Raw genomic sequence first — 26,962 nt, 5'->3', positions numbered from 1 at the left:
GGCGGGCGCCCGTACAGGCGGGAGCGGCCTCCCCGGAGGGCGGCCACCCCAGGGGGACCCCGGTCCCGACGCGGGCGCGCGCCCGTACAAGCGGGAGCGGCCTCCCCGGAAGGCGGCCACCCCAGGGGGACCCCGGTCCCGACGCGGGCGCGCGCCCATACAAGCGGGAGCGGCCTCCCCGGAGGGCGGCCACACCAGGGGGACCCCGGTCCCGACGCGGGCGGGCGCCCGTACAAGCGGGAGCGGTCCCAGCCCGGCAGGGGACACCCCGGGGGACGCAGGCCCGGCGCGGGCGCGCACCCGTACAAGCGGGAGCGGCCTCCCCGGGCGGAGCCACCCCGGAAGGGGCCACCCCGGAAGGGGCCACCCCCGAAGCAAGCCCGTAGGGACGCCGGGGCGGGTGCGGGCTGCACTTGGGAGGAGCGAGCACCCCGGCTTCGGTTATGGGGTGGGGTCGGGGATGGAGTGGGCGATGGTGCGGGCTGCGTACTCGAGCCAGGCGGGTTGGGCGGCCACCGGAAGGGGCCGGGCGAGGGCGTCGAAGAGGACGCCGTCGAGCTGGGCGACGAGCATGCGGGCCGCGTCGTCGGCGCCGGGCACCCCGGCGGCGCGCAGGCCGGTGGCGGCGAGGTGGAGGAAGCGGGCGCTGGCGGCGTCGAGCTGGGCGCGGAGGGTGGCGTGGCGGGCGGCGTCGAGGTAGAGCTCCATGCGGGCCCGGGTCCGGGTCCGCGCCGGTCCGAGCCAGTGGGCGAGCAGCCCGGCCAGCGTCGCGGCGACCCGTTCGCGGCTGCTCCACGCGTCGGGCGGCAGGCGTACGATCGACGCCTCGTCCAGCTCCAGCATGCGGGCCAGCAGCGCGTCGAGCAGGGCGAGGCGGGTGCGGAAGCAGCTGCTGGTGCTGCCGGGCGGCAGCCCGGCGCGGGCGTCGACGGCGCGGTGGGTGAGGCCGCGCATGCCTTCGTCGGCGAGGACCTCGATGGCGGCGTCGGCGGCCCGCCGGCTGCGGGGGGTCATGGGCAGGGCTCCACGGTGACGGGGACGCCGTTGAGCACGGCGGTGCCGCTGAGCTGGTCGAGCGCGGCCGGGTCGGTGAGGGCGTTGACGCGGGCGCCGGGCAGGTGGCGGGCGCGGGTCAGCCGTACGCCGGGCAGGTCGTGGCCGTAGCCGTGGGGGAGGCTGACGGTGCCGGGCATGAGGTCGTCGCTGGCGGCGACCTCGACGGTCACCTCGCCGGTCGCCGAGCGGACGCGTACCGGAGCGCCGTCGGCGAGGCCGCGGGCGGCGAGGTCGGCGGGGTGCATCAGCAGGTGGTGGCGCGGGCGTCCCTTGGTGAGCCGGGCCGAGTTGTGCATCCACGAGTTGTTGTCGCGCAGGTGGCGGCGGCCGATGAGGAGCAGCGTCCCGGGCTCGGCGGGAGTGAGCAGGTCGGCGGCGGCCTGCCGGGCGGCTGCGAGGAGCGGCGGCGGGGCGGCGCGCACCCGCTTGCGCGGGGTGCGCAGGCGCCGGGGCAGGCCGGGACGCAGCGGGCCGAGGTCGATCCCGTGCGGGTGGTGGCGCAGCCGGGCCAGCGAGAGCCGGTACGGGCCGGTCCGCAGGGCGAGGTCGACGATCCGGTCGGGGCGCAGCCGCAGCATGAGGGCGTCGCGCCACCGGCCGGTGCGGACGAGGCGGCGGTAGCGGCGGGCGAGGTCGCGGAAGATCTCCCAGTCGTGCCGGGCGCCGGGCGGTTTGGGGAAGGCGGCGGCCGAGTAGCGGGCGGTGTCGCGGACGGCGAGCATGCGGAAGACCAGGTCGTAGTGGTCGCGTTCGAGGGGTTCCGTGGGCGGCAGGATGACGTGGGCGTGGCGGGTGGTCTCGTTGACGTAGAAGTCGACGGCGGCCATGAACTCCAGCCCGGCCAGCGCCTGGTCGAGCGCGGGCCCGCCGGGGGCGGACTGCACGGGGTTGCCGGCGACGGTGAGCAGGGCGCGGATCTGGCCGGGGCCGGGGGTGCGGATCTCCTCGGCGAGGGCGGCGAGCGGCAGTTCGCCGCCGAACTCGGGCAGCCCGCGCACCCGGCTGTGCCAGCGGCCCCGGCGGCCGGGGTCGAGCTGTCCGATCGCGTCCACGGCGGGCCTGGTGAGGAGGGTGCCGCCGGGCCGGTCAAGGTTGCCGGTGACGATGTTGAGGAGCTGGATGCCCCACTGGCACAGCGTGCCGTACCGCTGCGTGGACACGCCCATCCGGCCGTAGCAGGCGGCGGCCGGCGCGGCGGCGAACTCCAGGGCGACGCGCCGGACGGTGCCGGGTTCGACGCCGGTCGCGGCCTCGACCCGTTCGGGGGTGAAGGGTTCGACGGCGTGGCGGACCTCGTCCAGCCCGTCCACGTACGCGGCGGGCGTGGCGGCGCCTTCGGTGAGGATGACGCGGAGCAGGCCGAGGATGAGGGCGGCGTCGGTGCCGGGGCGGATGAAGTGGTGGTCGACGCCGAGTCTGGCGGTCTCGGTCCGGCGCGGGTCGAACAGCACGGCCGTGCCGCCCCGCTCGCGCAGCGCGCGGATGCGCCGGGTCATGCCGGGGGCGGTCATCAGGCTGCCGTTCGAGACGGCGGGGTTGGCGCCGAAGATCAGGAAGTACGCGGTGCGGTCGATGTCGGGGACCGGGAGCAGCCACTGGTGGCCATACAGGAGCCGGGCGACGACCTGGTGGGGGAGCTGGTCGACCGATCCGGCGGTGAAGCGGTTGCGGCTGCCGAGCAGGTTGACGAACGGCGGCGCGTGCGTCATGCCGCCGAGGCTGTGGGTGACGGGGTTGCCCAGGTAGGTGGCGACGGCGTCGGCGCCGTGCCGCCGGCGGATGCGGGCCAGCGCGCCGGCGACGAGGTCGTACGCCTCGTCCCAGGTGATCTCCTGCCAGCCGTCGGCGGTGCGGCGGACGGGGGTGCGCAGGCGGTCGGGGTCGTCGCGCAGGTCGGCGAGGGCGAGCGCCTTGGGGCAGAGGTGCCCGGCCGACAGGGGGTCGTGGGCGTCGCCGCGGATGCCGGTCACGCGGTCGCCGGAGGTGGTGATCAGCAGGCCGCACATCGCCTCGCACAGCGTGCACGTGATGGCCTTCGTCATGACTACAGTTGTAGCAGCCGATTGCTACACCTGTAGCGGCGACCCCTCACTTCACCATGAGGCGCGAGCGGGTGCGGGCCGGGGCGGTCGGGGGCAGCTCGCCGAGGATGTCGGCCAGCGTGACCCCGCGCAGGCTGTCGCGCCACGCCCGGTGCGCGTCGGCCATCTTCGCGGCCAGCACGCAGGCGTCCCGGCAGTCCTCCGGCGGCAGCGCGCCTCTCCCCTGCTGGCGGATCTCCCGGCATTCGTACGGCGAGGCCGCGCCGTCGACGGCCTCGACGATCCGCAGCAGCGTGATGTCGGCGGCCGGGCGGGCCAGCCGGAACCCGCCGCGCGGGCCGGTCGTCGCCGCCAGCACCCCGGCCCGGACCAGCGCCTGCAACTGCTTGGCCAGGTAGGGGGCGGGCAGATCGTAGTAGTCGGCGAGCTGAGCCGCCGACGCGGTGGCGCCTGGCTCCAGCTGGGCCAGCGTGGTGGCGCAGTGCAACAGCCATTCGGTGCTCACGGGCAGCTTCACGCCCCCAGCATATCGCGGATATTGCAGATCCATTTAGTCCGAGATATGGTCGTGACCTCACGGGAAGAAGGAGAGATCATCATGCGGATCGCCGTCGCCGGCGCCACCGGCAACATCGGATCCCTGACCGTCGCCGCCCTCGAACGCGACGGGCACGACGTCGTGCGCATCAGCCGCGCGCTCGGCGTCGACCTCATGACCGGCGACGGGCTCGACGCGGCGCTCACCGGCGTCGAGGCCGTCGTCGACGCCACCAACGGCCCGGCCGGCCGCCGCGAGGAGGCGGTGGAGTTCTTCACCACCACCACGGGCAACCTGCTCGCCGCCGAGGCCCGGGCCGGCGTCCGGCACCACGTGCTGCTCTCGATCGCCGGCATCCACCGCGTCGAGGGCAACGCCCACTACGCCGGCAAGCGGGAGCAGGAGCGCCTGGTGGCCGCCGGGCCGGTGCCGTGGACGATCGTCCCGGCCACCCAGTTCCACGACTTCGCCGAGATGGTCGCGGGCTGGACCGAGCAGGACGGCGTGGCCACGATCGCGCCGCTGCTCGTGCAGCCGGTCGCGCCCGCCGACGTGGCCGCCGTCCTGGCCGAGGTCGCCACCGGCGCGCCGCTGGGCCGCCACGCCGACCTCGCCGGGCCCGAGACGCAGGACCTCGTCGACATGGCCCGGCGCACCCACCAGGCCCGCGGCCGCGAGGTCAAGCTGGTGCCGACGTGGTCGGGCATCTTCGGCACGTCGATGGCCGGTGACGTGCTGCTGCCCGGCGAGGGCGCCCGCATCGCGCCGACCACGTTCGAGGAGTGGCTGGCCACCGTCCGGTGACCTCCGGGGCGCGGATTTGGCCAGGTTTTTCCCACGCCGGATGGGAGCGGGGCACGCTGCGACGGTATGACCGGAGCCGTGGGGAGAACCTGGTCAGCGGCCCTGACGGCGCTCGCGCTCGCCGCCGGCGTGGCGCTGGCGGGCGGCTGCGGCGGCTCCCAGGACTCCGCGCCGTCACCGCGCGTGTCGGCGAAACCGGCCATCAAGCCGAACGGCGAGCTCGTGCCGTCCACCGGCGGCGGCGACGTGCCCGACACGACCGTGGCCGTGTGCCGCGAGTGCCAGAAGCTGCTGGCGTCCGGCCAGTACGAGCTCGCGGCGCAACGCATGGACCGGCACGCGAACCAGCGGCCCGCGAACCTGGGCGACGACTCCAGCACGGTGGCCGTCGCCCTGGTGTGCGCGGGGGCGGCCAAGGCCAGCCTGGGCCGGTACGAGGAGGCGATCAAGAGCCTCGACGCGGCGGACCGGCTGGACGCCGAGCTGCCCGCCGACACGCGGCCCCAGTTCCTGGAGCTCATGTACCACGCCCAGCTCGTCAGCTACACGGCCGTCGGCGAGCCGGCCAAGGCCCAGGAGAGCCTGGCCCGGCTCGCCGGACTCGGCCGGGACACGGGACCGTACCTGAAGGAGGCCTGCGCGGAGAAGCCCGGCGCGCTGCCCGCGTGCACCGGCGCCCCCATCGGCTCCCCCACCCGCTCCCCCGCCGGCTCCCCCACCGGCGAGGAGGAGCGCCCCTCTGAGCCCACCCACGACCCCGTGCCGACGGACACCGGCGGGACCACCCCGCCCACGGCCCCCGAGACGGAACCGGAGCCGGAACCGGAACCCGAGCCGGAACCCGAACCCCTCCCCGAAGAAACGTGAAGAAACCCGGCGAGAACCCCGAAGAGGACGACGCCGGCCCCGGCGTGAGTCAGGACCTGGCGCGGCTCGGCAGCGTCCTGGCCCACATCGTCACGCCGACCACGATCGTCGCCGCGCTCATGGTCTACTTCGGCTCGGTGCGCACGAACACCTTCTTCAGCAGCCTCGGCGTCGACCAGAGCGTGCTCGGCCTGTCGATCCAGGACTACGCGCTGCGCAGCGTCGCCTCCACGATCGAACCGCTGGCCGTGCTCCTGCTGGCCGTCCTGGTCGCGCTGCCGGCGCACGCGGTGCTCGTCCGCCGCCTGGCCGCCCGGCCGGCCGCCATGCGCAGGTTCGTGATCGCGCTGGACGTGCTCGGCTTCGTCGCCGTCGTCGCCGGCGTGCTCGGGCTGGCCGGCTGGGTCGAGTACAAGGTCAGAGCCCCGGTCGCCCCCGCCTGCCTGGGGCTCGGCGTGCTCGCGCTCGGCTACGCCGCCTCCCTGCGCGCCCGAGGCCTCCCCCGCCCGCCCGGCTACACCGTCGAACCCCACGGGGTCCGCGTCGTCCGGCGGGCCATCTTCGTCGCCCTGCTCGCCGTCCTGCTGCTGTGGTCCGTCGCCGTGTACGCCCAGCTACGCGGCCTCCGGGCGGTGGAGCAGCTCCGCCACAGCCCGGCGCTGCTGCCCGGCGTGGTCATCTACACGCCCCACCGCCTCTACCTGGAGGGCCCCGGCGTCACCGAGACCCGCCTGCCGGACGAGACGGCCAAGTTCCGCTACCGCTACGCCGGGCTGCGGCTGCTGATCCGGGCCGACCAGCGCTACTTCCTGCTGCCGTCATGCTGGGCGACGACCCCCCAGGCCCGCGCCATCGCCCTGCACGACGACCCGTCGATCCGCCTGGAGTTCTTCCACGTCACCACGCCCCCATCCTGCCCCTGACCGCCCGATCGCAGATCACGCGGGGCCGAGCCGTCCTAAGCTGGTCACATGACGCGCCGCGGGCTCCGATCGATCACGGTCGAGGGATACACCTCGATCCGCTCGGCCCGCGTCGAGCTGCGCGATCTCAATGTGCTGATCGGCGCCAACGGCGCCGGCAAGAGCAACTTCATCTCCGCGCTGGCCCTGCTGGGGCGCATCGTCGACGCCGAGCTCAACCTGTTCGTGGGCCGCGCCGGCGGGGCCTCCGCGCTGCTCCACGGCGGCTCCAAGGGCGATGCGCGGATCTCTCTCCGCCTGGACTTCTCGCCCAGCGCGTACGAGGCGACGCTCATCCCCGCCGCCCGCGACGAACTGATCTTCAGTGACGAACGCATCCGATTTCATGGCGAGGGCCGGACGGAACCGGTCGACTCCTCTCTCGGGCGAGGGCATCGCGAAACCCTGCTGCTGGAGGAGATCGGCCGGTACGGCTGGGACTCCGTCGCCGGGCACGTGGTCGACACGCTGCTCGGCTGCCGGGTGTTCCACTTTCACGACACCGGCCCTAACGCCCCGGTGAAGCAGACCGGCTACGCATCCGACAACATCGCGCTCCACCCTGACGCCGGCAACCTGGCCGCCGTCCTTCTCCGTCTGCAGCAGACCGACGGCGCGACCTACCGGCGCATCGTGCTCAGTGTCAGGCAGGTCGCCCCCTTCTTCCGTGACTTCGTCCTCGCCGAGGAGAACGGGCGGCTGCGACTGCGCTGGCGGCAGGAGGGGTCCGACGTGGTGTTCCCCGCCGACGCCCTGTCCGACGGAACGCTCCGCTTCATCTGCCTGACGACCTTGCTCAGCCTGCCTGACCTGCCCAACCTCGTCGTCCTCGACGAGCCGGAGCTCGGCCTGCACCCCTACGCCATCGTGCAGCTGGCCGACATGCTGCGCGCGGCCAGCCACGACAGCCAGGTCCTCATCGCCACCCAGTCGGTCACGCTGATGAACCAGTTCGGCCTCGACGATCTCATCGTCGTCGAACGTGCCGGCGGAGCCTCCGTCTTCGACCGCCCCGACCCCGAACGGTTGCGGGCCTGGCTCACGGACTACTCGCTGGGCGAACTCTGGGAGAAGAACCTGCTCGGAGCCAGGCCCCAGGCCGAGCCCCGGTGACCGGGATGCGCCGCCTGCACGTCCTGTGTGAGGGACAGACCGAAGAGACCGTCGTACGTGAGGTCATCGACCCCTATCTGCGCAGCGCCGACGTCTACGTGACCCGGTCCATCTTCACCACCAAACGCCCTGCCGGCGGCATGAGCCACAAAGGGGGCCTGTCCACCTGGGGCAAGCTCGCCACCGAGATCCGCCTGCTCCTGCGCGACTCCTCCATCACCGTGCTCACGACCCTGCTCGACTACTACGGGCTGCCCGGCGACGTGCCTGGCATGGCGACCCGCCCGCCAGGTTCGCCACACGACCGGGTCACCCATGTCGAACGCGCCATGACCGAAGCCGTCGGCGATGCGAGATTCCTGCCGCACCTGGTCCTGCACGAGATCGAAGCCTGGGTGCTCGTCGGCCATGACGCCCTGGGCGAGCTCACCGGAGACGCCGCGCTCGCCCGCGCCGCGGAGGCGATCGTGCTGGGCGCCCACGGCGCCGAACTCGTCAACGACGGGGCCGACACGGCGCCGTCCAAACGCCTGCTGAACCTCTACCCGCGCTATCGCAAAACCTCCGACGGCCCGCTCGTCATCGCCGAGATCGGGATCGACGCCGTCAGGAAGGGGTGCCCGCATGCTGACGCCTGGTTCGCCGCCGTGAAAGCCTCGCTCGGTCAGGAAGGCCGGTCGGCCGGGGTGCCGTAGGTGGAGGCGCGGAACAGGAAGGACGCCCAGGATCGGTACGGGCGCCAGGCGTCGGCGACCTTGCGGTAGGCGGCGGCCGGGGCGTCCTCGGGCAGCCCGTACGCCTCCCGGAGGATGGCGAACAGGCGCGGCTCGTCGCCCGGGAAGGCGTCGGGGGCGCCCGCGCCGCGGATGAGGATGAGGCCGGCCGAGAACGGGCCCACGCCGGGGAGGGCGCGCAGCTCGGCCAGGGCGTCGCGCGGGTCGAGAGCGCGCAGGTGCTCGGTGGTGAGCACGCCGTCGAGCGCGGCGCGGGCCAGGCCGCGCAGCCACTCCTCCTTCTGCGCGGGCAGGCCCAGCCCGCCCGCGTCGAGCAGCGAGACCGGCGGCGGGAAGGCCGCGTAGGCGGTGCCGTCGACGGTGACGCGGGCGCCGTGGCGCTCGGCGATGCGCTGCTTGATGCGCGAGGTGATGAGCATGGACGAACGCTGGACGATCACCGCCCAGCAGGCCGCCTCCCAGGGGCTCCAGAAGCACACCGGGCGCAGGCCGGGGCTGCGCCGTTGCAGGTCGCCGAGGATCGGGTCGCTCGCGCCGAGCTCGGCGAAGCCGGTGCCGTCGACGTCGACGTCGAGCGACAGGATCCGCGCCACCTCGCCCCGGATCGCCGGCCCCGCCGGTCGTGTGGTGGCGACGGCGACCCCGCCGGGCGCGGCGGTCACGGTCACGCCGATCGGCCGCCAGTCCGACTCCGCGCAGTAGGCGAAGCGCAGCGCCCGCCCGTCGGAGGGCAGCGCGGCGGTGGCCGGCCAGTCCTCGACGAACCGCAGCGACGCGCCGAAGTCGAACGGGCCCTCGGCGGTCAGCGTGAATCCGTGCGTGGTCATGGCCGTATGGTAGGCGGCCCGGCGGACACTTCTACCTGGCCAGGAGCGCGCGCAGCTCCTTGACGACCACGGCGGGGGCCTCCTCGGCTATGAAGTGGCCGCAGGTGACGGTGCGGTGGACCAGGTCGGGCGCCCAGGCCCGCCACAGCGCCTCCGCGTCGTAGCCGAGGGCGGCGCCCCAGTCCTGCTGGAGCACGGTGACGGGCATGCGCAGCTGGTTGCCGGCCGCGCGGTCGGCCCGGTCGTGGTCCAGGTCGATGCCGGCCGTCGCGCGGTAGTCGGCGACGATCGACGGCACGGCCTCGCGCGACGCCTTCAGGTACGCGGCCCGTACGTCCGCAGGGATCGCCTCCGGGTCGGTGGTCCAGACGTCGAGGAAGTGGCCGAAGAAGGCGTCCGCGCCGGCGGAGATGAGCTGTTCGGGCAGGCCGGGCGGCTGGGCCATCAGGTAGAGGTGCCAGCCGACGGCCGCGCCGGCGCCGCGCATGACGTCCCACATGTCGAGCGTGGGCAGGACGTCGAGGGACGCCAGGTGGGTGACGGCGTCCGGGTGGTCGAGCCCGGCGCGTACGGCGACGAGGGCGCCCCGGTCGTGCCCCGCCAGCGCGAACCGGTCGTGGCCCAGCTCGCGGGCGAGCGTGACGATGTCGGCGGCCATGGTGCGCTTGGCGTACGCGGTGCCGTCCGGGTCGCCGGGCTTGTCGCTGGCGCCGTAGCCGCGCAGGTCGGGGCAGATGACGGTGTGGTCGGCGGCCAGGTCGGCGGCGACGTGCCGCCACATGAGGTGCGTCTGCGGGAAGCCGTGCAGCAGCACGATCGGGCTGCCGGAGCCGCCGACGGCGGCGTTCAGCGTCACGCCGTCGGCGACGGTGACGCGGTGGTGGTCGAATCCGCTGATCCGGGGGTTCATGAGGGCCTTTCGGTGGTGCTTCCAGTGGTACGCGGTCCAGCGTGCCCGGCGGGGGTCAGCAGCCGGTCAGTGTTGGATCAGCGGTCCGGTCAGCGGGTCGGGTCAGGGGGCCGGAGCTGCGTAGATTGGGGGCGTGACCACGGTGGCGTTCGGCGTGCTCGGGCCGTTGGAGGCGGTGGGCGAGCACGGGCCGATCTCGCTCAGGGGACCCCGGCACCGGGCGGTGCTGGCGCGGCTCCTGGTCGCCCGTGGGCGGGTGGTGCCGGTCGACCGGCTCGTCGAGGACCTGTGGGAGGAGCCGGGCGAGGGGGCGGTTTCGGCGCTGCGGACGTTCGTGTCCGATCTGCGGCGGGCGCTGGAGCCCGACCGGCCGCCGCGTGAGCCCGCGCGGCTGCTGGTGACGGCGGCGCCGGGCTACGCGCTGCGGGTGGCGGCCGACGCGGTGGACGCCTGGCGCTTCGAGGCGGCCGTCGGCGAGGCGGGGCGACTGCTGGCCGACGGGCGGCCGGCCACGCCGCCCGGGGGCCCGGCGCCTGGGGGTCCGGTGCCTGGGGGTCCGGTGCCCACGGGTCCGGTGCACGGCCGGGAGCGGGCCGAGCGGGCGCTGGGCTGCCTGGACGGGGCGCTGGCGCTGTGGCGCGGGCCCGCGTACGCCGAGAACGCCGGGGAGGAGTGGGCCCGTTCGGAGATCCACCGGCTGGACGAGCTGCTGGCACTGGCCGTGGAGCGGCGGGCGCAGGCGCTGCTGGCGCTGGGGCGTTCCGCCGAGGCGGTCTCCGACCTGGAGGCGCACGCCGGTGACCGGCCGTTGCGCGAGGACGCCTGGCACCTGCTCGCCACGGCGCTCTACCGGTCGGGGCGGCAGGCCGACGCGCTGGCCGCGCTGCGCCGGGTCCGCGAGACGCTGGTGACCGAGCTGGGCGTGGACCCGGGGCCCCGGCTGCGCCGCCTGGAGTCCGACATCCTCACCCAGGCGCCCCACCTCACCCAGGACGACCCGGCCCCCGTACGGGCTCCCGAGCCGGCGGCAGGCGGCCGGGTGTTCGTGGGGCGGGAGGGGGACCTGGCGCGGCTGGAGGAGGCGGCCGGGCAGGTGGCCGGGCGGGGCGGGCCGAGGGTCGTCCTGGTGTCCGGGGAGGCCGGGGCGGGCAAGACGGCGCTGGCCGAGGCCGTCGCGGCGCGGCTGGCGGCGCGCGGCTGGGTGACGGCGTGGGGCCGCAGCCCCGAGTACGAGGGCGCGCCCGTCGCCGCGCCGTGGACCCAGGTCACCGGCGCGCTGCCCCCGCCCCCCGAGCCGGCCGGGCCCGGACCGCACGGGTCGGACGGGCCCGGGTCGGACGGGCCCGGGTCGGACGGGCCCGGATCGGACGGGCCCGGGTCGGACGGGCCCGGGCCGGACGGCGGGGGGCGGGGCGCGGATCCGGCGGTGGTGAGGTTCCGGCGGCATCGGGCGGTCGTGGCGCGGGTCGCGGGGGCGGCGGCCGGGCGGCCGGTGCTGGTGGTGCTGGACGACCTGCACCGGGCCGACGCCGACACGCTCGACCTGCTGACCGCCGTCGCCACCGCGCCGGAGGTGGGCCCGGTGCTGGTCGTGGGCACGTTCCGGACCACGGAGGTCGGCCCGGAGCTGACCTCGGCGCTGGCCAGGCTGGCGCGCACCGAACCGGTACGGGTCTAGCTGGGCGGGCTGACCGAGGCGGCGACGGGCGAGCTGGCCGGGGCGGTCACCGGGCGGGAGCCGGCCGGGCCGGTGGTGCGGCTGATCCATCGGCGCAGCGGCGGCAACCCGTTCTTCGTACGGGAGCTGGCCCGGCTGTTCGCGGCCGAGGGCGAGGCGGGGCTGGAGGCGGTTCCGGCGGGGGTGCGGGACGTGATCCGGCACCGCCTGGCGCAACTGCCCGAGGAGACGCGGACCGTGCTGATGCAGGCGGCGGTCGCGGGGCGGGACGTGGACCCGGAGGTGCTGGCCGAGCTGGCGGGCGAGGGGCCGATGCTGGACGCGGTGGAGCGGGCGCTGCGGGCGGGGTTCCTGACCGAGCGGGGCGGGCTGCGGTTCACGCACATCCTGGTGCGCGACACGCTGTACGGGGATCTGTCGGCGGTGCGCCGGGCCCGGTGGCACGCGGCGGTCGGGGAGGCGGTGGAGCGGCTGCATCCGGACGACGTGGCGGCGCTCGCCCACCATTTCACCCTGGCCGCGGGCGGCGCTGTCTCGCCCAGGGCCGCCCGTTATGCCCGCGCGGCTGCCGAGCTGGCCGAACGCCGTTCCGATCCGCACGAGGCCGCCCGGCTGTGGCGCCAGGTGATCACACACACGGGCGGCGACGCCGTACGGGATCGGCTGGAGGCGGATCTCGGGCTGGGGCGGGCGCTGGCCGTGACGGGGCGGATGGAGGAGGCGCGGCGGCTGCGGGCGGAGGCGGTGGACACGGCGGAGAGCCTCGGCGACGCCGACCTGACGGCGGCCGTGATCACGGCCTTCGGCGTGCCGGCCGTCTGGACGCGCAACGACGACGAGCGCCTGTCCGCCCGGATCGCCGCCGCCGCCGAGCGCACGCTGGCCGCGCTCTCCGGCGACCCGTCCGCTCCCCGGGACGTGGTGGGCCGGCTGTGGAGCGCGCTGGCGCTGGAGCTGCGCGGCACGACGTCGGATCGCGGCCGGCGGGCGGCCCGCGAGGCGGAGGCGATCGCCCGCGCGTCCGGGGACCGGGCGTCGCTGGCGCTCGCGCTCAACGCCCGGTTCATGCACGCGTTCGGACGTGCCGGGCTGGCGGGCGAGCGGGCGCGGATCGGGGCCGAGCTGGTCGAGCTGGCAGCCGGGGGCGAGCTGGTGACGTTCGAGGTGCTGGGGCGGCTCGTCCAGCTCCAGGCGCGCGCCGCGCTGGGCGACCTGGCCGCCGCAGACGCGCACGCCGAGGCCGCCGACGCGCTCGCGAGCCGGTACGAGCTGCCGCTGGTGGGGGTGTTCACCGCCTGGTACGCGGGGCTGCGGCACGCGGTGGCGGGACGGCCGGAGGAGGCCGCGGCCGCCTACCGGGACGCGCAGGCCCGGCTGGCCGGGAGCGGCATGCCCGGCATGGAGGAGGGGCTGCTGCCGCTCGCCCTGCTGTCGCTGCGCCTGACGACCGGCCGGGACGCGGACGCGGGGAGCTGGCGTGGCCGCGACTACGGCCCGTACGAGCCGTGGGTCCGCCCGCTGGTCCTGCTGGACGCCGGGCGGCGCGAGGAGGCCGCGGCGGCGCTGCGCGGCCTGCCCGAATCGCCCCACGACCTGATGCGCGAGGCCCGCCTGTGCCTGGCGGCCCGCGCCGCCGTCGCGCTCGGCGACCGCGCCGTCATGGCCCGCCTGCGCCACGAGCTCGCGCCCGCCGCCGGAGAGCTGGCCGGGGCGGGCAGCGGCGTGCTCACCCTCGGCCCGGTGGCGGGCTACCTGGACGAGCTCGTCACCGGTCGCTGACCGACGGGCCCGCGCCCTGGGCCCGGTCAGTCGATGTACACGCTCGCGCCGAACTCCGAGACGGTCGAGGCGCCCGGCTCGACCAGTTCGAGCAGCTCGCCGGTGCAGTCGGGCGAGCTGAAGACGTACGCGAGCCCGTCGGTGTGGTTGGCGACGGACAGCGGCCACCGGTCGCTCGAGTAGCAGCCGCTGGGGTTGAAGTACGGCTGGTCGTTGATGATGAGCACGCCATCGGCGGCGTGGGCGGGCGTGAGCGGGGCCAGGACCGCTCCGGCGGCGGCCAGGGCGGCGAGGGCTGTGGTGATGCGTCGCATGGTCTGGATTCCTGTTCTCGAACGGGGTGGGACCACGCCATTGTTCACGCACAGCGATGACTCAACTACTGACTGTGAGGTGACGAGGCCGTCCCGGGCGGCGATTGGCGCCATCAGTCCCGGGAAGCCGGGATCATGGTGGTTCACGAACATGTACGGGGGCGGCGCACGGTGGATCTGATCACGGATGTCGTCCAGGCGATCAGCGATCTGCCGTTCCCGGTGGTGGGGGTCGTGGCCGGGGCCATGGCGTTCGCCGAGTCCGGCCTGGGCCTCGGGTCGATCGTGCCAGGGGAGACGGGCGTGCTCCTGCTGGGGGCCGCAGCCGGCACGCCCGTGCGGTACGTCGTGATGCTCCTCGTCGTCGCCCTCGGCGTGACCGCGGGTGACCACGTCGGCTACCTGCTCGGCCGCCGCTACGGCGTGCGGATGCGGGAGCTGCGGGTGGTGCGGCGGCTCGGCGTACGGCACTGGGACCGCGCCACGACGGCGCTGCTCAGGTACGGCGCGGCGGCGGTGTTCGTCACCCGGCTGATCCCCGTGGTGCGCACGCTCACCCCGGCCGCCGCGGGCGCCGCCCAGGTGCGTTACGGGCGCTTCCTGCCCGCCTCGCTCGCCGGATCGCTGCTGTGGTCGGCGGTGTACGTCAGCCTGGGCGCGTTCGCGGGCGCCTCCGCCGCCCACCTGGAACGGCTGCTCGGGCGGGCGTCATGGATCCTGCTCGGCGTGCTGGTCGCCCTCGTCGTCGCGGTGAGCCTGGTCCGGCGCATCCGCCGCCGCCGTTAGCTGCAGGGGCGCGGCGGTCCCGCCCGCGAGCTCCCGCCCGTGGTTCAGCGCGTGGTCGAGCTGCCTGGCCAGGTTCGGCACGGAGGCGGGAGGCAGGTACGCGTCGGCCCCGGCGTCGAGCAACCGGCGGACCGGGCCGTCGTACCGCACCCCGAGCTCGTCGTCCTCGATCTCGGTGACGACGACGCGCGCCTTCGGGAACGCCGACCGCAACGCCCCGATCAGCTGCGGACTGCCCGCCGGCACCAGCAGCACGTCGGCCGTCACGGGAGCCGCGTGCATGTCGAGCACCACGTAGTCGGCCCCGAGCTGCGCGGCCAGCGCCACCCTGGCCGCGGTGGACAACTCCATCGCGGTCGCCACCACGGTCACGCCCTCGTAGCTCACCGGCCCCTGCCCCTCGTTCGGAGTCCCGCGCCCGACGACGGCCCCCTGGACCACGTCCACAGTGCTGGAGATCGTCGCGATCGACCCACCGTCCCGCGTCACGACCAGCTCCTCACCGGGTTCGAGCCCGTCGATGAGCGCCACGACCTCCTCGGGCAACCCCGCCACGTCCACCCTCCGGGCAGCCCCCATGCCACGTCCCTCCTGCTCCCTGCCCACGCTATTGCACGATCACCCGCGCACGACCGCCCCCAGCACGGGCCGGCCGAGGTGCGCCTGCGTGATCACGACGCCGGTGACGTGCCTTGGCTAGGTGTGGTTCTCGGGTGCGGGGAGGGGGTGCCAGTCGGGGTGGGGGCGGCGGGGTGGGGGGCCGGCCGGGTGGTGTTCGAAGTGCCACCACTCGTTGTCGTACATGCGGTAGAGGGCGTAGCGGGGGCCGTGGTCCTCCAGCCAGCGGGCGCCCTCGTAGGGGCGTACGTCCAGGGCGGTGCCCTTGACGTGGCGTGATTCGGCCGGCGGCAGGACGAGCATCCGGGCGGAGGCCGGGGAGCCGGAGCGGCGTACCTCGTCGTCGAACAGCCGTTGCTGGGCGGCGGGGTCGCGGTAGCCGGAGGTGAGGCCGATGAGCTGGCCGTGGCGCCAGAGGGCGTCGGTGCGCGCCGCGGTGAAGGCGGCCTTGGCGCCGTCGGTGAGGCCGGTGAGGTCCTCGGCGGGGAAGCGCAGCCGCAGCGCCCAGCCGCAGGCGAGCTCGCGGGCGCGGCCGGGGTGGCGGGCGAGGGCCACGGGCAGCAGGAGCGCGGCGAGCACCAGCGTGACCACGGCGTACAGCCGGTCGCGGGGCCGGGGCGGGAGGATGTGTGGTTCGCTCATGACGAACTACGATTGGCGGGGGATGTGCGCGCGTCGTCAGCCGTATGTCATGGTTCGTCGACGGCGGCGCGCCCGCGGCGGCCGGGGGCGGGCCTAGGCGGGATCGTGACACAACGATGACACGGCGCGCACGGGGCGCGGACACGGCCGGTCGACAGTGGACGGGGTCGGCCGGCGGGTGAGTTACGGAGCGTGCTGAGATGCTCGGCAGCGTGTCGCGAGTGTTGTTGATCGAGGATGACCCGGCTGTGCGGGAGGGGCTGGAGCTGGCCCTGACCCGGCACGGCCACCGGGTGCGCGCGGTGGAGTCCGGGGAGCAGGGGCTGGAGCGGCTGCGTACGGACGTCCCGGACGTGGTCGTGCTCGACCTGATGCTGCCCGGCATGGATGGCTTCGAGGTGTGCCGCCGTATCCGGGTGGCCGGTGAGACGCCGATCATCATGCTGACGGCGCGCGGTGACGACATGGACGTGGTGGCGGGGCTGGAGGCGGGCGCCGACGACTACGTGGTCAAGCCGGTGCAGCCGAGGGTGCTGGAGGCCCGCATGCGCGCGGTGCTGCGGCGGATCGGCCGGGACCAGGCGGAGCTGGAGCGGCACGGGGACCTGGTCATCGACCGGGCCGGGCTGGTGGTCACCAGGCGCGGCGAGCCGGTCAGCCTCGCGCCGACCGAGCTGCGCCTGCTGCTGGAGCTCTCGGGCACGCCTGGCCGGGTGCACAGCCGCCAGCAGTTGCTGGAGTCGGTGTGGGAGCACGGCTACTTCGGCGATTCGCGGCTGGTGGACGCGTGCGTGCAGCGGTTGCGCGCGAAGATCGAGGACGACTCGGCGGCGCCGGTCTACGTGCAGACGGTGCGTGGCTTCGGGTACCGGTTCGGGCCGGTGTGAGCCGGTTGGTGGAGTCCCGGCCGAGTCTGGGGCTGCGGACCCGGCTGCTGTACGCGTTCGCCCTGTTGTGCGTGGTCACGGCGGCGGCGGTAGCCGGTGCGATGTACGTCGAGGCCCGCACCGCGATCCTCCAGCGGGCCCAGGATGCCGCGGTGGAGGCGACGCGGGGACGCCTGGCGGCCCTCTTCCCGTTGCGGACCGCGACGCCGGGCCAGGCCGACCTCGACGAGATCGCCCGCGTCATGGCCGACGGGGGCGGCTTCGCGGTCGCCGTCTACCGCGACGCGCACTCGACGCTGCTCGCGGCGCCGGGCCCCCGGCCGCGGCGCGAGGACACGCCGGTCCTGGACCTGATCCCGGCGGGCCTGCGGGGGACGGTGGCGCGCGGCGAGATGGCGTGGCAGCGCGTGGTGTGGGAGGGCCACCCTCTCCTGCTCATCGGCGCGCCGCTGCTGATCGCCGAGCCGGGCCGGACGGCGCGGGTGTCGGGCATCGAGGTCTACACCGCGCGCAGCCTGGCTCCCGAACAGCTCAGCATCGACAGCCTCGCCGCGCGGGCGTGGCTCGCCGGCGGGGCGGCGCTGGTGCTCTCGGTCGTCCTGGCCTCGCTGGCCACCCGTGGCGTGCTGCGCCCGGTGCGCGAGCTGGGCCGGGCGGCCCGCCTGCTCGGCGAGGGCGACCTGCGGACCAGGATCGCGGTCCGCGGCTCCGACGAGCTGGCGGACGTGGCGCGTACGTTCAACGAGACGGCCGCGGAGCTGGAGCGGCACGTCGAGCAGCTGCGCGAGATGGAGGCCGACGCCCGCCGGTTCGTGGCGGACGTGTCCCACGAGCTGCGCACCCCGCTGGCCGCGCTCGCCGCGGTCGCCGACGTCCTCGACGAGGAGGCGGCCGAGCTGCCCGAGACCGCCGGGCGCGCCGCGCGGCTGGTCAGCCAGGAGACGCTCAGCCTGACCGGGCTGGTGAACGACCTCATCGAGATCAGCAGGTTCGACTCCGGCGTCGCGGCGCTCGCGCTGAACGAGGTCGACGTGGCCGAGCTGGTGCGCGCGACCCTGCACGCCCGCGGCTGGCCGGAGTCCGTACGCACCGAGCTGCCCGCCGGGGTGACCGCGCGGCTGGACCCGCGCCGGGTGGACGTCGTCCTGGCCAACCTGGTCGGCAACGCCCTGCGGCACGGTGAGCCGCCCGTGTCGGTACGGCTGTCCGCCGGCGCGGAGGAGATCGTCCTGGAGGTACGCGACCACGGGCCGGGGCTGGACGAGGCGGTGCTGCCGCACGTGTTCGACCGGTTCTACAAGGCCAGCGCGGCTCGGGCCAGGTCCGAGGGCAGCGGTCTCGGCCTGGCCATCGCGCGGGAGAACGCGCGGCTGCACCGGGGCGATCTCACCGTCGCCAACGCCCCGGACGGCGGCGCCGTGTTCACGCTCCGCCTGCCGCGCCGGCTGGACGATCCGGACGGGCACCCCGAATCGGGAGGTCCCGCGTGAGGGCCGGACCCGGCCGTCTCGGGCTCGCCCTGGGCGTGGCGGCGCTCGTCACCGTCGCCGGCTGCGGCGTGCGGCCCAGCGACCCCATCTCCGTCGGCGCCCCGCCGAGCGGTGGCGTCGCCACGCACACGACGCTCACCCTCTACCTGGTCAAGGACGGCCGGCCCCGCCCGGTGAAGCGGTCCGACGACAGCCGCCCGTGGTTCCGGGCGGACATCCTGGCGCTGCTGGCCGTCGGCCCCACCGCCGGGGAACGGGCGAACGGCTTCACCACCGACATCCCGGCCGGGGCCGGCCCGTTCTCGGTCACCCCGGTGAAGGCCGGCCACCTGGTGGTGACCCTGTCGGCTCCGGCCGGCGAGCTGTCGCCGCTGGCGGTCGACCAGATCGTGTGCACGGTCACCGCCCCGGAACGGAACAATCCCGCCCAGGTCACCATCATCGGCGCCGGGCAGAGCGTCGGCCCCCGCGACTGCCCGGAGTGACCCGCGGTCAGGCGCCGCCCAGGATCAGCCGTCCGCACCGGTCGCCGATCATCATCGACGGGGCGTTGGTGTTGCCGGAGGTGATGCTGGGCATGATCGCGGCGCTGGCCAGCCGCAGCCCCCTGACACCGCGTACGCGCAGGTGGGGGTCCACGACGGCGTGCGCGTCCGTGCCCATCCGGCAGGTGCCGACCGCGTGGAAGTCGGCCTGCGAATAGGTGCGCATCGCTCGGATCAGCTCCTTGCGGGTGTTGACGTGAGAGCCGGGGATGGCGTCGTCGTCGATGACCCAGTCGCGCAGTCCCTTCGCGTTGACCAGCTCGATGGCCAGCCGGTAGCCGTCGAGCTGCGCCTCGAGATCCTCTCCGGTCCGCAGGAAGTTCGGCTGGATGATCGGCGGCACGGCAGGATCGGCCGACCGCAGCTTGACGTACCCCCGGCTGGTGGGGTGCAGGTTGATCATGCCGACCGCCTGCGAGAACGCGGAGAAGGGCGGATACCCGCCCTCCCCGATGTAGTAGACCTGCCCCTGGTACGCCGGCGTCCCGGGCACCCGGCCGCTGCCGGTGAAGAGGCTGACGTCCATCGAGGTGAGGTGCGTCGGCGGCTCGGGGGTGCGGAGCCTCTTCAACGCCACCGAGATCAGGTGGTCGTGCAGGTTGGCGCCGACGCCGGGCAGGTCGGCGACGACCGGGATGCCGAGCCGTCGCAGGTCCCGCGCCGCGCCGATGCCGGACAACTGGAGCAGGCGAGGCGTGTTGACCGTGCCCGTGCTGAGGATCACCTCCCGCTCGGCCCTGACGGTGAACCGGCGGCGACCGGCGTGGATGACGACCCCGTCGATCGCGTCGCGGCGGTCGAACGTCAGCCGCGCGACCTCCGCGTCCGTCATGATCGTCAGGCGCGGGTCGGTGAGGTACGGGACCAGGAACGAGGTGAACGCGTCCTGGCGGATCTTGTCCACCACGTTGAGCCGCGTGTAGGAGACGCCGAACTGGGTGGCGCCGTTGTAGTCGGGGTTGAACGTGTAGCCGAGGTCGACGGCCGCTGCCACCGTGGCCTGGGAGAGCAGGTTGCGCCGCGTCAGCTCGTCCGACGGCTCGATGGGCCCGGACAGCGCCTCCAGCGAGGGCCGCACGCTCGCGTAGTCCCAGCCGGTGGCGCCCTGGGCGGCCCAGCCGTCGTAGTCGGCCGGGTTGCCGAGGACCCACACCATCCCGTTCACCGAGCTGCTGCCGCCTTCGAGCTTCCCGCACACGAACGACTGCCGCGTGTGCAGCAGCTCCCGCTGCGGAACCGACTGGTACGGCCAGACGAGCCCCGAGTTCGGGGCCGCCGCCAGGGCGGACTTGGTGAAGTCCCGCACCACCGGCAGGTCGTTCGTGCCGCCGGCCTCGATCAGCAGCACGCTCGCCCGCGAGTCCGACAACAGCCGCGCGGCCAGCGTGCACCCGGCCGAGCCGGCTCCCACGATCACGTAGTCGTAGCGGCGCGTGGCCGCGGCTGCCGTCCCCTCGGACGCTGCGAAGGCCGCGGACGCCGCGGACACACCGAACATCGCGAGCAGATGGCGTCTGGTGAGGCTTCCGTCCCGTACCCGGCGAGCGATCTCGTCGGGGTCCCGCCAGGCTTTCCCATCCTTACCGGGCATCAGCGTCCCTTCGCGTCGGAATGGCGGCCCGCGCCACCGATGACGTGAACGGGGGCTGGTGCGCGAACGAGGGCCGGTGACGTCGCGGTGGCAGGGTTCAGAAGTATACGAAGCGAAACGGCGCCGGATCGGGCCCTGAGTGCATACCAACTGCAGGATGGGGTCGAAGGGATGGGCCAGTTGCCCGGCCCGCAACTCTTGACGAATCAAATGAATGTTCTTTCAATTCTCCTATGGGGCGTATCGCAGGCGTCACCGCCGCGGAGACGCGGAAACGGCTGCTGCGCGCGGCGGCCGACGCGTTCGCCGAGCGCGGCTACGACGGCACGCGCGTGGCCGACATCGCCGCCGCCGCGGGCGTGAGCAACGGCGCGCTGTACGCGCACTTCGGGTCGAAGGCGGAACTGCTGGTGGCCGCGCTGCGGGCGCACGGGCCGACGCTGATGGCGGACCTGTTCGCCGCCCACCCGGACGAGCCGATCACGGACCTGCTGGTGGCGAGCGGGCGGCGGCTGCCCCGGCGGCGGGACGCGCTCGGCTACCTGATCGTCGAGGCGCTGGTGGCCGCCCGGCGCGACGAGGACGTGGCCGGGCCGATGCGCGACTACGTGCGCGAACGCGCCGACTGGATCACCCGGCTGGTGCGCGCCGGGCAGGACGCGGGCGAGCTCGACCCCGCGGTCTCCCCCGACGCGCTCGCGCACTTCTGCTTCCTGCTCGCGATGGGCAGCGCGCTGGTCACCCCCGACCAGCACGCGGTGGACGACGGGGAGTGGGTCGCGCTGCTCACCCGTCTCGTCGCCGCGATCACCCGTACCGGATCCACCTCAGCCACGGAGGCGACACCGTGAAAGTCCAGATCAACCCCGAACGGTGCCAGGGCCACGGCCGGTGCTACGACCTGGCGCCCGCCCTGTTCGGCGAGGACGGCGAAGGCTACGGGACGGTGCTCGGCGACGGCCTGGTGCCACCGGGGCGGGAGCAGGAGGCGCGGCTGGCGATGGCCAACTGTCCCGAGAAGGCCGTCGAGGAGGCATGAGATGACCGTTGACGACCGCTTCACCCGTGATTTCCGGGAGACCGACGGGGAGGAGCCCCTGGGCACCCGGAACGAGATCATCACCGGCCCGGTCTCCGACTGGGCGACCGATTTCTCCCACTTGGAACCGGAGTGGGCGGCCGACCCGTACCCGATCCAGGACGACCTGCGGCAGCGCTGCCCGATCGCGCACACCGAGCGGTTCGGCGGCGGCTGGCTGCCGACGCGGTACGAGGACGTGGCGGCGGTGGCGTACGACACCGAGCGGTTCTCGTCGCGGTCGATCATCATGAGCAACTTCCGGCCGCCGCGCGAGCTGGCGCCGATGGGCGGCTCGCCGCCCATCTCCTCCGACCCTCCCTTCCACCACGACGCGCGCAAGCTGCTGCTGCCGGCGTTCACCAAGACGGCGGTCGCCAAGCAGGTGGACTCGACGCGGGCGCTGTGCCACGCGCTCATCGACGAGTTCGAGGGCCGTGACGTGGTCGACGCCGCCCGCGACTACGCCCAGCACATCCCGATGCGGGTGATCGCCGCCATGCTCGGCTTCCCGGCCGAGGACGGGCCGAGGTTCCGCGAGTTCATCGAGAACGTGCTCGAAGGCGTCAACCATCCGCCGGAGGAGCGGATCGAGCGGATGCAGCAGCTCTTCGACTACCTGCTGGAGCAGATCCGCGACCACGTCGACCGGCCGCGTGACGACCTGACGACCTACCTGATCAACGCTGAGCTCTACGGCCAGAAGCTGGACCCCTCGCACGTGGCGGGCACGATGGCGCTGCTGCTCATCGCGGGGATCGACACGACGTGGAGCGCGATCGGCGCCTCGCTGTGGCATCTGGCCAAGACGCCGGCCGACCGGGAGCGCCTGGTGGCCGAGCCTGGGCTGCTGCCGACGGCGATGGAGGAGCTGCTGCGCGTCTACGCGCCGGTGACGATGGCGCGGCTGGTCAAGGAGGACATGCACTGGCACGGCGTCGACATGAAGGCCGACGACTGGGTCCTGCTGTCGTTCCCGGCGGCGAACCGGGACCCGGCGCAGTTCGAGCGGGCGGGCGAGGTCGTCATCGACCGTCAGGTGAACCGGCACGCCGCGTTCGGGCTGGGCATCCACCGCTGCGTGGGCTCGCATCTGGCCCGGATGGAGCTGCGGGTGGCGCTGGAGGTGTGGCTGGAGCGCATCCCGGTGTTCGGCCTGGCCGATCCGGAGGCGGTGACGTGGGCGGCCGGCCAGGTGCGGGGGCCGCGCACGCTGCCGCTGACCCTGGGACGGTGATGCCGGGAGAAGCCGGTCTCCGGTAGGTTGGCGCGAGGAAGCGCTTTCCCGCCGGAGGACCCCCGTGAGCATTTCCGACCTGGCCGACGTCCACGCCGCGTGGCTGCCGCCGGAGGCGTTCCGGGCGATCGGCTCGCGCCGCACCCTCGTGCTGGGCGGCGACGGCGTCGCCACCGTGCACGACGAGGTGGCGGCGGCCTGCGCCCGGTTCGGCGGCAGCATGAACGACGGCGTGAACAACGGCATGAACGACAGCGTGAACGACGGCGGCGCCGCCGAGCTCGTGCTCGCGCTGACGTCCGCGGCGGGGGCTCCCGCCTCGGACGGCATCGGCCCGGAGGGGTACGCGCTCGGCCGCCGCGACGGCGTCACCACCGTGCTCGCCGACGACCCGGCCGGGCTGCTGTACGGGCTGTTCCACGTGGTGCGGCTGGGCGAGGCGGCGTTCGGCGCGGACCGGCCGGTCGAGCACCACCGACCCGCGCTGCGCCGCAGGATGCTCGACCACTGGGACAACGTCGCCGTGCACCCGGTGATGGGCCAGGTCGAGCGCGGCTACGCGGGCGGTTCGATCTTCTGGCGGGACGGCGGCCCGCGCGGCGACCTGGCCCGGGTGCGCGCCTACGGGCGGCTGCTGGCCGCGATCGGCGTCAACGCCATCGCCGTCAACAACGTGAACGTGCACGCCGCCGAGGCCAGGCTGCTGACCGACCGGCTCGGCGACGTCGCCGCGATCGCCGGCGAGCTGCGCCCGTACGGCATCCGCGTGCACCTGTCGGTGAACTTCGCCGCGCCCGTCGCGCTGGGCGGGCTGCCGGTCGCCGACCCGCTGGACGAGGACGTGCGCGCCTGGTGGGCGGGCGCGACCGCACGCGTGTACGAGGCGATCCCGGACTTCGGCGGTTACGTGGTCAAGGCCGACTCCGAAGGGCAGCCGGGCCCGTTCGCCTACGGGCGCACCCACGCGGACGGCGCGAACATGCTGGCCGACGCGCTGGCGCCGTTCGGCGGCGTGGTGCACTGGCGCGCGTTCGTCTACAACCACCGCCAGGACTGGCGCGACCGCTCCACCGACCGGGCCCGCGCCGCCCACGACCACTTCGCGCCGCTCGACGGGCAGTTCAGGGACAACGCGATCGTGCAGGTCAAGCACGGGCCGATGGACTTCCAGCCGCGCGAGCCGGTCTCCCCCGTGATCACCGCCATGCCGCGCACCCGCCTGGCGGTGGAGCTCCAGGTCACGCAGGAGTACACCGGCCAGCAGCGGCACGTGTGCTATCTCGCGCCGATGTGGAGCGAGGTGCTGGCCTTCGCCGACGTCGCGGACGTGGCCGCCGGGGGCGGGCTGGTCGCGGTCTCCAACGTGGGCGACGACCCGTACTGGACCGGCCACCCGCTCGCCCAGGCGAACCTGTACGCGTTCGGCAGGCTGGCGTGGGCGCCCCGGGCGGACCCGGCCGCGATCCTGGACGAGTGGATCGGGCTCACGTTCCCGCAGGCCCCGGCCGCGCTGCGGGAGACGCTGCACGCGATCATGGACGGCTCGTGGCGGACGTACGAGCGATACACCGCCCCGCTCGGCGTCGGGTTCATGGTCAACCCGGGCGACCACTACGGCCCGTCGGTCGACGGCTACGAGTACTCGCCGTGGGGCACGTACCACTTCGCCGACCGTGACGGCGTGGGCGTGGACCGGACCCGCGCCACCGGCACCGGCTTCGCCGGGCAGTACCCGGAGCCGTGGGCGGGGACGTACGAGTCGCTCGACCGGTGCCCCGACGAGCTGCTGCTGTTCTTCCACCACGTCCCGTACGGGCACGTGCTGCGCAGCGGGTCGACGGTGATCCAGCACATCTACGACACGCACTTCGCCGGGGCGCGGGAGGCTGCCGGTTACCGGGAGCGGTGGGCGGAGGCGGCCGGGCTGGTGGACCCGGCGCTGCACGCCCGGGTGCGCGAGCTCCTCGACGAGCAGGTCCGCTGCGCCGAGGAGTGGCGCGACCAGGTCAACGCCTACTTCTTCCGCAAGTCGGGGGTGCCGGACGCGCACGGCCGGCGCATCCCCTGAGGCTCGGTCCTCGCGCGGGACCGGGACGCCGCTGGGCGTCCTGCGGCTTCAGCGGGTGAACCTCTCCTCGATCTCGGCGATCATCGGCCGGCTGTTGCGCAGCAGCGCCGCCGCCACCGCGAAGGCGAGCAGCGCCAGCGCCGCCTCTGAGGCGACCAGCGTGACGCCGCCCGCCAGCACCAGCAGGCACAGGTTGCCGAGCGTGGCGCCGGGCGCGCGCACCAGGAAGTACGCCGCCAGCCGCGCCACGTCGGCGGTGCGGAACGCGTACAGGGAGGTGATCACCAGGGCGTTGGCGGCCCACAGGGTGGCGGCGACCGCGACCACGACCAGGAGCGCCGCCCACCAGCCGGGCAGGCCGGAGGCGCCGAAGTTGGCCAGGGTGAGGCCCGCGACGGCCAGCCAGGCCAGCCACGGCGTCCAGATCCTCAGCACGCCGCCCGCGTTGGCCCGGTAGCCGCGCCAGAACGCGGCGGCGGGCCGCAGGTCGGCGAGGTCGCGGGAGCGGCGGCGCAGCGCGTAGACGGCGGCGGACAGCGCCGGGCCCACGGGCAGCAGGCAGGCGACGGCCAGCGGGACGTTGCCGGGGTCGCGCTCCAGCAGGGTCAGCCCCGCCAGGCCGGGCACGACCCCGGCCAGGAACAGCAGCTCGACCGTCAGCAGGGTGTAGACGAGCGCGGCGGCCCGGGAGAGCACTCCCTCGCCGAACCGCCCGCCCGTCGCCTGGATCCTCGTCACGCTCAGCCGTGTTCCTTCTTGAACCGCTCGTAGGCGGTGTTGACCAGGTTGATGTACTGGGTGGAGCTCTTCGCCTCCAACTCCTTGACGTAGGCGTCCCACTCCGACAGCGGGCGGTCGCCCAGGATGAACTTGAGCGTGTTCTGGTCGACGTGGTCGCGCAGCGCGGTCTCCCACAGCGCCGCCTGCTCGCGCTCCTCGTCGGTGAACGGGCGCGGCGGCGGCACCGGGAGCGCCTGACGGGCGTTGATCACGGCCTGGAACTCCTTCTCCTCGTCGGAGAAGGTGGACTGGAGCAGCGACGTCCGGCCGCCGTAGGCGAACACGCCGTTGCTGAAGCCGAAGTCCTTCTGCAGGTGCTTGGAGCCGTCGGGGTTGAGCCCGATGAAGTCGACGTCCTCGTTCAGCTCGTACTCGCCCTCGCCGGCCTTGGTGTAGGTGACGCCCTCGACGCCCCACTTGGCGAACTCCTGGCCGGCGTCGGAGTACCAGAGCCAGTCGATGAACTGCATCATGGCGACGAAGTTCTCGCTGTCCAGCGCCTTCTTGGAGATCATGATGCCGTTCTCCAGGCGGTTGCCTGCCTTGACGTCGCCGAGCGGGCCCGTGGGCGTCGGGATCTTGACGAGCTTGGCGTCCGGGTCGAACTTCTTCAGCGGCGGCCGGTAGTCGTTGACCAGCGTCTGCGCGTTCGTGCTGATGACGAACGACTTGCCGCCGACGATCTTCTGGATGGCGGCGTCGTCCGACTGGGTGAACGACTCGGGGTCGAGCAGCTTCTCGGCCACCAGCTTGTTCAGGTACTCCAGCACGGCCTTGTACTGCGGCATGCTGCCGGTGAAGGCGAACTTCCCCGCGGCGGCGTCCCAGGTGGCGTGCTGGTAGCCCCAGCCGCCGGGCGCGCCGTACGCGGTGCCGACGATGTTGAGCAGGTTGCCGCCCGGCGTCGGGACGCCCCACCGGTCGGTCATCGGGTAGAGGTCCGGATACTCCTGCTTGATGGCCTTGAGCAGCGTGTGGAGCTCGTCCCAGGTCTTCGGGACCTGGAGGCCGTGCTTGTCGAGGATGTCGGCCCTGACGGCCAGCGAGTAGTCGAGCCAGATGTTCTCGTGCAGGCCGGGCAGCAGGTAGAAGCGGCCGTCGGCCTGGCGGAGGGTGTCCAGGTCGGCCTTCATGTTCCACTTGGCGACCTTGTCCTGGAAGTGCGGCATCAGGTCGACGTAGTCGCTGACCGGCAGGATCGCGCCGGAGGCGACGAACGGCTCCTCCTGGTGCGGGTAGGTCTTGGGGATGATGAGGGGGGCGTCTCCCGCGCCGATGAGCAGGCTGCGCTTCTTCTCGTAGTCGCTGAGCGGCACCGTGACCGGGTCGAACGTCACGCTGGTGCGCTTCTCCAGCTCCGACCAGAACAGCCAGTCCTTCTTGAGCGCGTAGTTCGGGTGGTTGTTGTACAGGACGGAGAAGGTCAGCGGCACGGTGGCCTTGAACTGGTCGCCGACGGCGTACTTGGGCATCGCGCCCGCCTTGTTGCCCAGGCCCGGCTTCCCGGCGGCGGGCGCGGCCGGGTCCTCGCCGCTGCACGCGGTGGCGGCCAGGGCGAGCGCGCCGAACGTCAGGAGCGCCTGGCGGCGGGTGACGCGGCGGGTGACTCTGTGCAT

General features: G+C 74.1%; 26 protein-coding genes. 15 read left to right on the top strand and 11 right to left on the bottom strand.

The window, feature by feature from the left end; translation table 11 throughout:
• Window positions 1–441: 441 nt before the first annotated feature.
• From ACWDXC_RS08170 to ACWDXC_RS08160, 3 genes are read right to left on the bottom strand one after another with little or no spacing between them, the layout of a single operon-like run.
• A complete protein-coding gene (locus tag ACWDXC_RS08170) occupies window positions 442–1,014 on the bottom strand; it encodes a TetR/AcrR family transcriptional regulator (protein ID WP_449979398.1) in 573 nt (190 codons plus the stop codon).
• Complete coding sequence (locus ACWDXC_RS08165; protein WP_449979395.1) at window positions 1,011–3,098, bottom strand: molybdopterin-dependent oxidoreductase; 2,088 nt, start codon at window positions 3,096–3,098, stop codon at window positions 1,011–1,013. The genes ACWDXC_RS08170 and ACWDXC_RS08165 overlap by 4 nt, the downstream gene beginning before the upstream one ends.
• 46 nt (window positions 3,099–3,144) lie before the next feature.
• The gene (locus ACWDXC_RS08160) at window positions 3,145–3,615 is read right to left on the bottom strand and encodes an RrF2 family transcriptional regulator (RefSeq protein ID WP_364174583.1); all 471 of its coding nucleotides are present in this window, start codon (window positions 3,613–3,615) and stop codon (window positions 3,145–3,147) included.
• 81 nt (window positions 3,616–3,696) lie between these two features.
• Here ACWDXC_RS08160 and ACWDXC_RS08155 point away from each other — a divergent pair, with 81 nt between their 5' ends.
• From ACWDXC_RS08155 to ACWDXC_RS08135, 5 genes are all read left to right on the top strand, one after another.
• The gene (locus tag ACWDXC_RS08155) at window positions 3,697–4,440 is read left to right on the top strand and encodes an SDR family oxidoreductase (protein WP_449979392.1); all 744 of its coding nucleotides are present in this window, start codon (window positions 3,697–3,699) and stop codon (window positions 4,438–4,440) included.
• Between the two features lie 78 nt (window positions 4,441–4,518).
• Complete coding sequence (locus tag ACWDXC_RS08150) at window positions 4,519–5,307, top strand: tetratricopeptide repeat protein (RefSeq protein ID WP_449979389.1); 789 nt, start codon at window positions 4,519–4,521, stop codon at window positions 5,305–5,307.
• A complete protein-coding gene (locus tag ACWDXC_RS08145) occupies window positions 5,304–6,230 on the top strand; it encodes a hypothetical protein (protein WP_449979386.1) in 927 nt (308 codons plus the stop codon). The genes ACWDXC_RS08150 and ACWDXC_RS08145 overlap by 4 nt, the downstream gene beginning before the upstream one ends.
• A gap of 48 nt (window positions 6,231–6,278) precedes the next feature.
• A complete protein-coding gene (locus tag ACWDXC_RS08140; protein WP_449979383.1) occupies window positions 6,279–7,382 on the top strand; it encodes an AAA family ATPase in 1,104 nt (367 codons plus the stop codon).
• A gap of 5 nt (window positions 7,383–7,387) precedes the next feature.
• Window positions 7,388–8,077, top strand: coding sequence for a DUF4276 family protein (locus ACWDXC_RS08135; protein ID WP_449979380.1), 690 nt, complete (start codon window positions 7,388–7,390; stop codon window positions 8,075–8,077).
• Here ACWDXC_RS08135 and ACWDXC_RS08130 read toward each other — a convergent pair.
• The gene (locus tag ACWDXC_RS08130; RefSeq protein ID WP_449979377.1) at window positions 8,047–8,943 is read right to left on the bottom strand and encodes a DNA-3-methyladenine glycosylase family protein; all 897 of its coding nucleotides are present in this window, start codon (window positions 8,941–8,943) and stop codon (window positions 8,047–8,049) included. The two genes, ACWDXC_RS08135 and ACWDXC_RS08130, sit on opposite strands and share 31 nt — an antisense overlap.
• Before the next feature lie 31 nt (window positions 8,944–8,974).
• A complete protein-coding gene (locus ACWDXC_RS08125; protein ID WP_449979375.1) occupies window positions 8,975–9,853 on the bottom strand; it encodes an alpha/beta fold hydrolase in 879 nt (292 codons plus the stop codon).
• Between the two features lie 133 nt (window positions 9,854–9,986).
• Between ACWDXC_RS08125 and ACWDXC_RS08120 the strand changes: the two genes are divergently transcribed.
• Entirely contained in the window at window positions 9,987–11,531 is a 1,545-nt protein-coding gene (locus ACWDXC_RS08120) for a BTAD domain-containing putative transcriptional regulator (protein ID WP_449979372.1), read from the top strand.
• A 72-nt stretch (window positions 11,532–11,603) separates the two neighbouring features.
• Window positions 11,604–13,310: a hypothetical protein gene (locus tag ACWDXC_RS08115; protein WP_449979370.1), complete on the top strand. Its 1,707-nt coding sequence runs from the start codon at window positions 11,604–11,606 to the stop codon at window positions 13,308–13,310.
• A 26-nt stretch (window positions 13,311–13,336) separates the two neighbouring features.
• On the opposite strand, the gene ACWDXC_RS08110 is transcribed toward ACWDXC_RS08115, so the two are convergent.
• Window positions 13,337–13,624 (bottom strand): hypothetical protein, encoded by a 288-nt coding sequence (locus ACWDXC_RS08110; RefSeq protein WP_449979368.1) that lies wholly within the window; start codon window positions 13,622–13,624, stop codon window positions 13,337–13,339.
• Window positions 13,625–13,759: 135 nt separating this feature from the next.
• On the opposite strand from ACWDXC_RS08110, the gene ACWDXC_RS08105 reads away from it, so the two are divergent.
• On the top strand, window positions 13,760–14,410 hold the full coding sequence (locus tag ACWDXC_RS08105) for a DedA family protein (RefSeq protein ID WP_449979365.1): 651 nt from the start codon (window positions 13,760–13,762) through the stop codon (window positions 14,408–14,410).
• On the opposite strand, the gene ACWDXC_RS08100 is transcribed toward ACWDXC_RS08105, so the two are convergent.
• Window positions 14,333–14,989 carry a hypothetical protein gene (locus ACWDXC_RS08100; protein ID WP_449979363.1) on the bottom strand — a complete coding sequence of 219 codons (657 nt, stop codon included), beginning with the start codon at window positions 14,987–14,989 and terminating at the stop codon, window positions 14,333–14,335. The genes ACWDXC_RS08105 and ACWDXC_RS08100 overlap by 78 nt on opposite strands.
• A gap of 117 nt (window positions 14,990–15,106) precedes the next feature.
• Window positions 15,107–15,670, bottom strand: a complete 564-nt coding sequence (gene vanY-N / locus ACWDXC_RS08095) for a D,D-peptidase/D,D-carboxypeptidase VanY-N (RefSeq protein ID WP_449979361.1) — start codon at window positions 15,668–15,670, stop codon at window positions 15,107–15,109.
• A 212-nt stretch (window positions 15,671–15,882) separates the two neighbouring features.
• Between vanY-N and ACWDXC_RS08090 the strand changes: the two genes are divergently transcribed.
• Genes ACWDXC_RS08090 through ACWDXC_RS08080 form a run of 3 tightly spaced genes read left to right on the top strand, consistent with a single transcriptional unit; the run spans window position 15,883 to window position 18,532 of the window.
• Window positions 15,883–16,557, top strand: a complete 675-nt coding sequence (locus tag ACWDXC_RS08090) for a response regulator transcription factor (RefSeq protein ID WP_219518256.1) — start codon at window positions 15,883–15,885, stop codon at window positions 16,555–16,557.
• Window positions 16,554–18,047 (top strand): ATP-binding protein, encoded by a 1,494-nt coding sequence (locus ACWDXC_RS08085; RefSeq protein ID WP_449979358.1) that lies wholly within the window; start codon window positions 16,554–16,556, stop codon window positions 18,045–18,047. The genes ACWDXC_RS08090 and ACWDXC_RS08085 overlap by 4 nt, the downstream gene beginning before the upstream one ends.
• Window positions 18,044–18,532, top strand: coding sequence for a GerMN domain-containing protein (locus tag ACWDXC_RS08080; RefSeq protein WP_449979356.1), 489 nt, complete (start codon window positions 18,044–18,046; stop codon window positions 18,530–18,532). Before ACWDXC_RS08085 ends, ACWDXC_RS08080 begins: the two co-directional genes overlap by 4 nt.
• Window positions 18,533–18,539: 7 nt before the next feature.
• Here the strand turns inward: ACWDXC_RS08080 and ACWDXC_RS08075 are convergent, their stop codons facing one another.
• Window positions 18,540–20,081 (bottom strand): GMC family oxidoreductase, encoded by a 1,542-nt coding sequence (locus ACWDXC_RS08075; RefSeq protein WP_449979353.1) that lies wholly within the window; start codon window positions 20,079–20,081, stop codon window positions 18,540–18,542.
• A gap of 335 nt (window positions 20,082–20,416) precedes the next feature.
• On the opposite strand from ACWDXC_RS08075, the gene ACWDXC_RS08070 reads away from it, so the two are divergent.
• The 4 genes from ACWDXC_RS08070 to ACWDXC_RS08055 all read left to right on the top strand — a co-directional run bounded on the left by ACWDXC_RS08070 (window position 20,417) and on the right by ACWDXC_RS08055 (window position 24,566).
• Complete coding sequence (locus ACWDXC_RS08070) at window positions 20,417–21,034, top strand: TetR family transcriptional regulator (RefSeq protein WP_449979350.1); 618 nt, start codon at window positions 20,417–20,419, stop codon at window positions 21,032–21,034.
• The gene (locus ACWDXC_RS08065) at window positions 21,031–21,222 is read left to right on the top strand and encodes a ferredoxin (protein WP_219518247.1); all 192 of its coding nucleotides are present in this window, start codon (window positions 21,031–21,033) and stop codon (window positions 21,220–21,222) included. The genes ACWDXC_RS08070 and ACWDXC_RS08065 overlap by 4 nt, the downstream gene beginning before the upstream one ends.
• A gap of 1 nt (window position 21,223) precedes the next feature.
• The gene (locus ACWDXC_RS08060; protein WP_219518246.1) at window positions 21,224–22,498 is read left to right on the top strand and encodes a cytochrome P450; all 1,275 of its coding nucleotides are present in this window, start codon (window positions 21,224–21,226) and stop codon (window positions 22,496–22,498) included.
• Window positions 22,499–22,562: 64 nt separating this feature from the next.
• Window positions 22,563–24,566 (top strand): alpha-glucuronidase, encoded by a 2,004-nt coding sequence (locus ACWDXC_RS08055; protein WP_449979346.1) that lies wholly within the window; start codon window positions 22,563–22,565, stop codon window positions 24,564–24,566.
• A gap of 48 nt (window positions 24,567–24,614) precedes the next feature.
• Here the strand turns inward: ACWDXC_RS08055 and ACWDXC_RS08050 are convergent, their stop codons facing one another.
• Window positions 24,615–25,304 (bottom strand): hypothetical protein, encoded by a 690-nt coding sequence (locus ACWDXC_RS08050; protein ID WP_449979344.1) that lies wholly within the window; start codon window positions 25,302–25,304, stop codon window positions 24,615–24,617.
• Window positions 25,305–25,306: 2 nt separating this feature from the next.
• A complete protein-coding gene (locus ACWDXC_RS08045; protein WP_449979341.1) occupies window positions 25,307–26,962 on the bottom strand; it encodes an ABC transporter substrate-binding protein in 1,656 nt (551 codons plus the stop codon).

The organism is Nonomuraea sp. NPDC003214 (assembly GCF_053590035.1).
The sequence above is the reverse complement of the archived record's forward strand: the minus strand, read 5'-3'. Positions and strand labels throughout refer to the sequence as shown.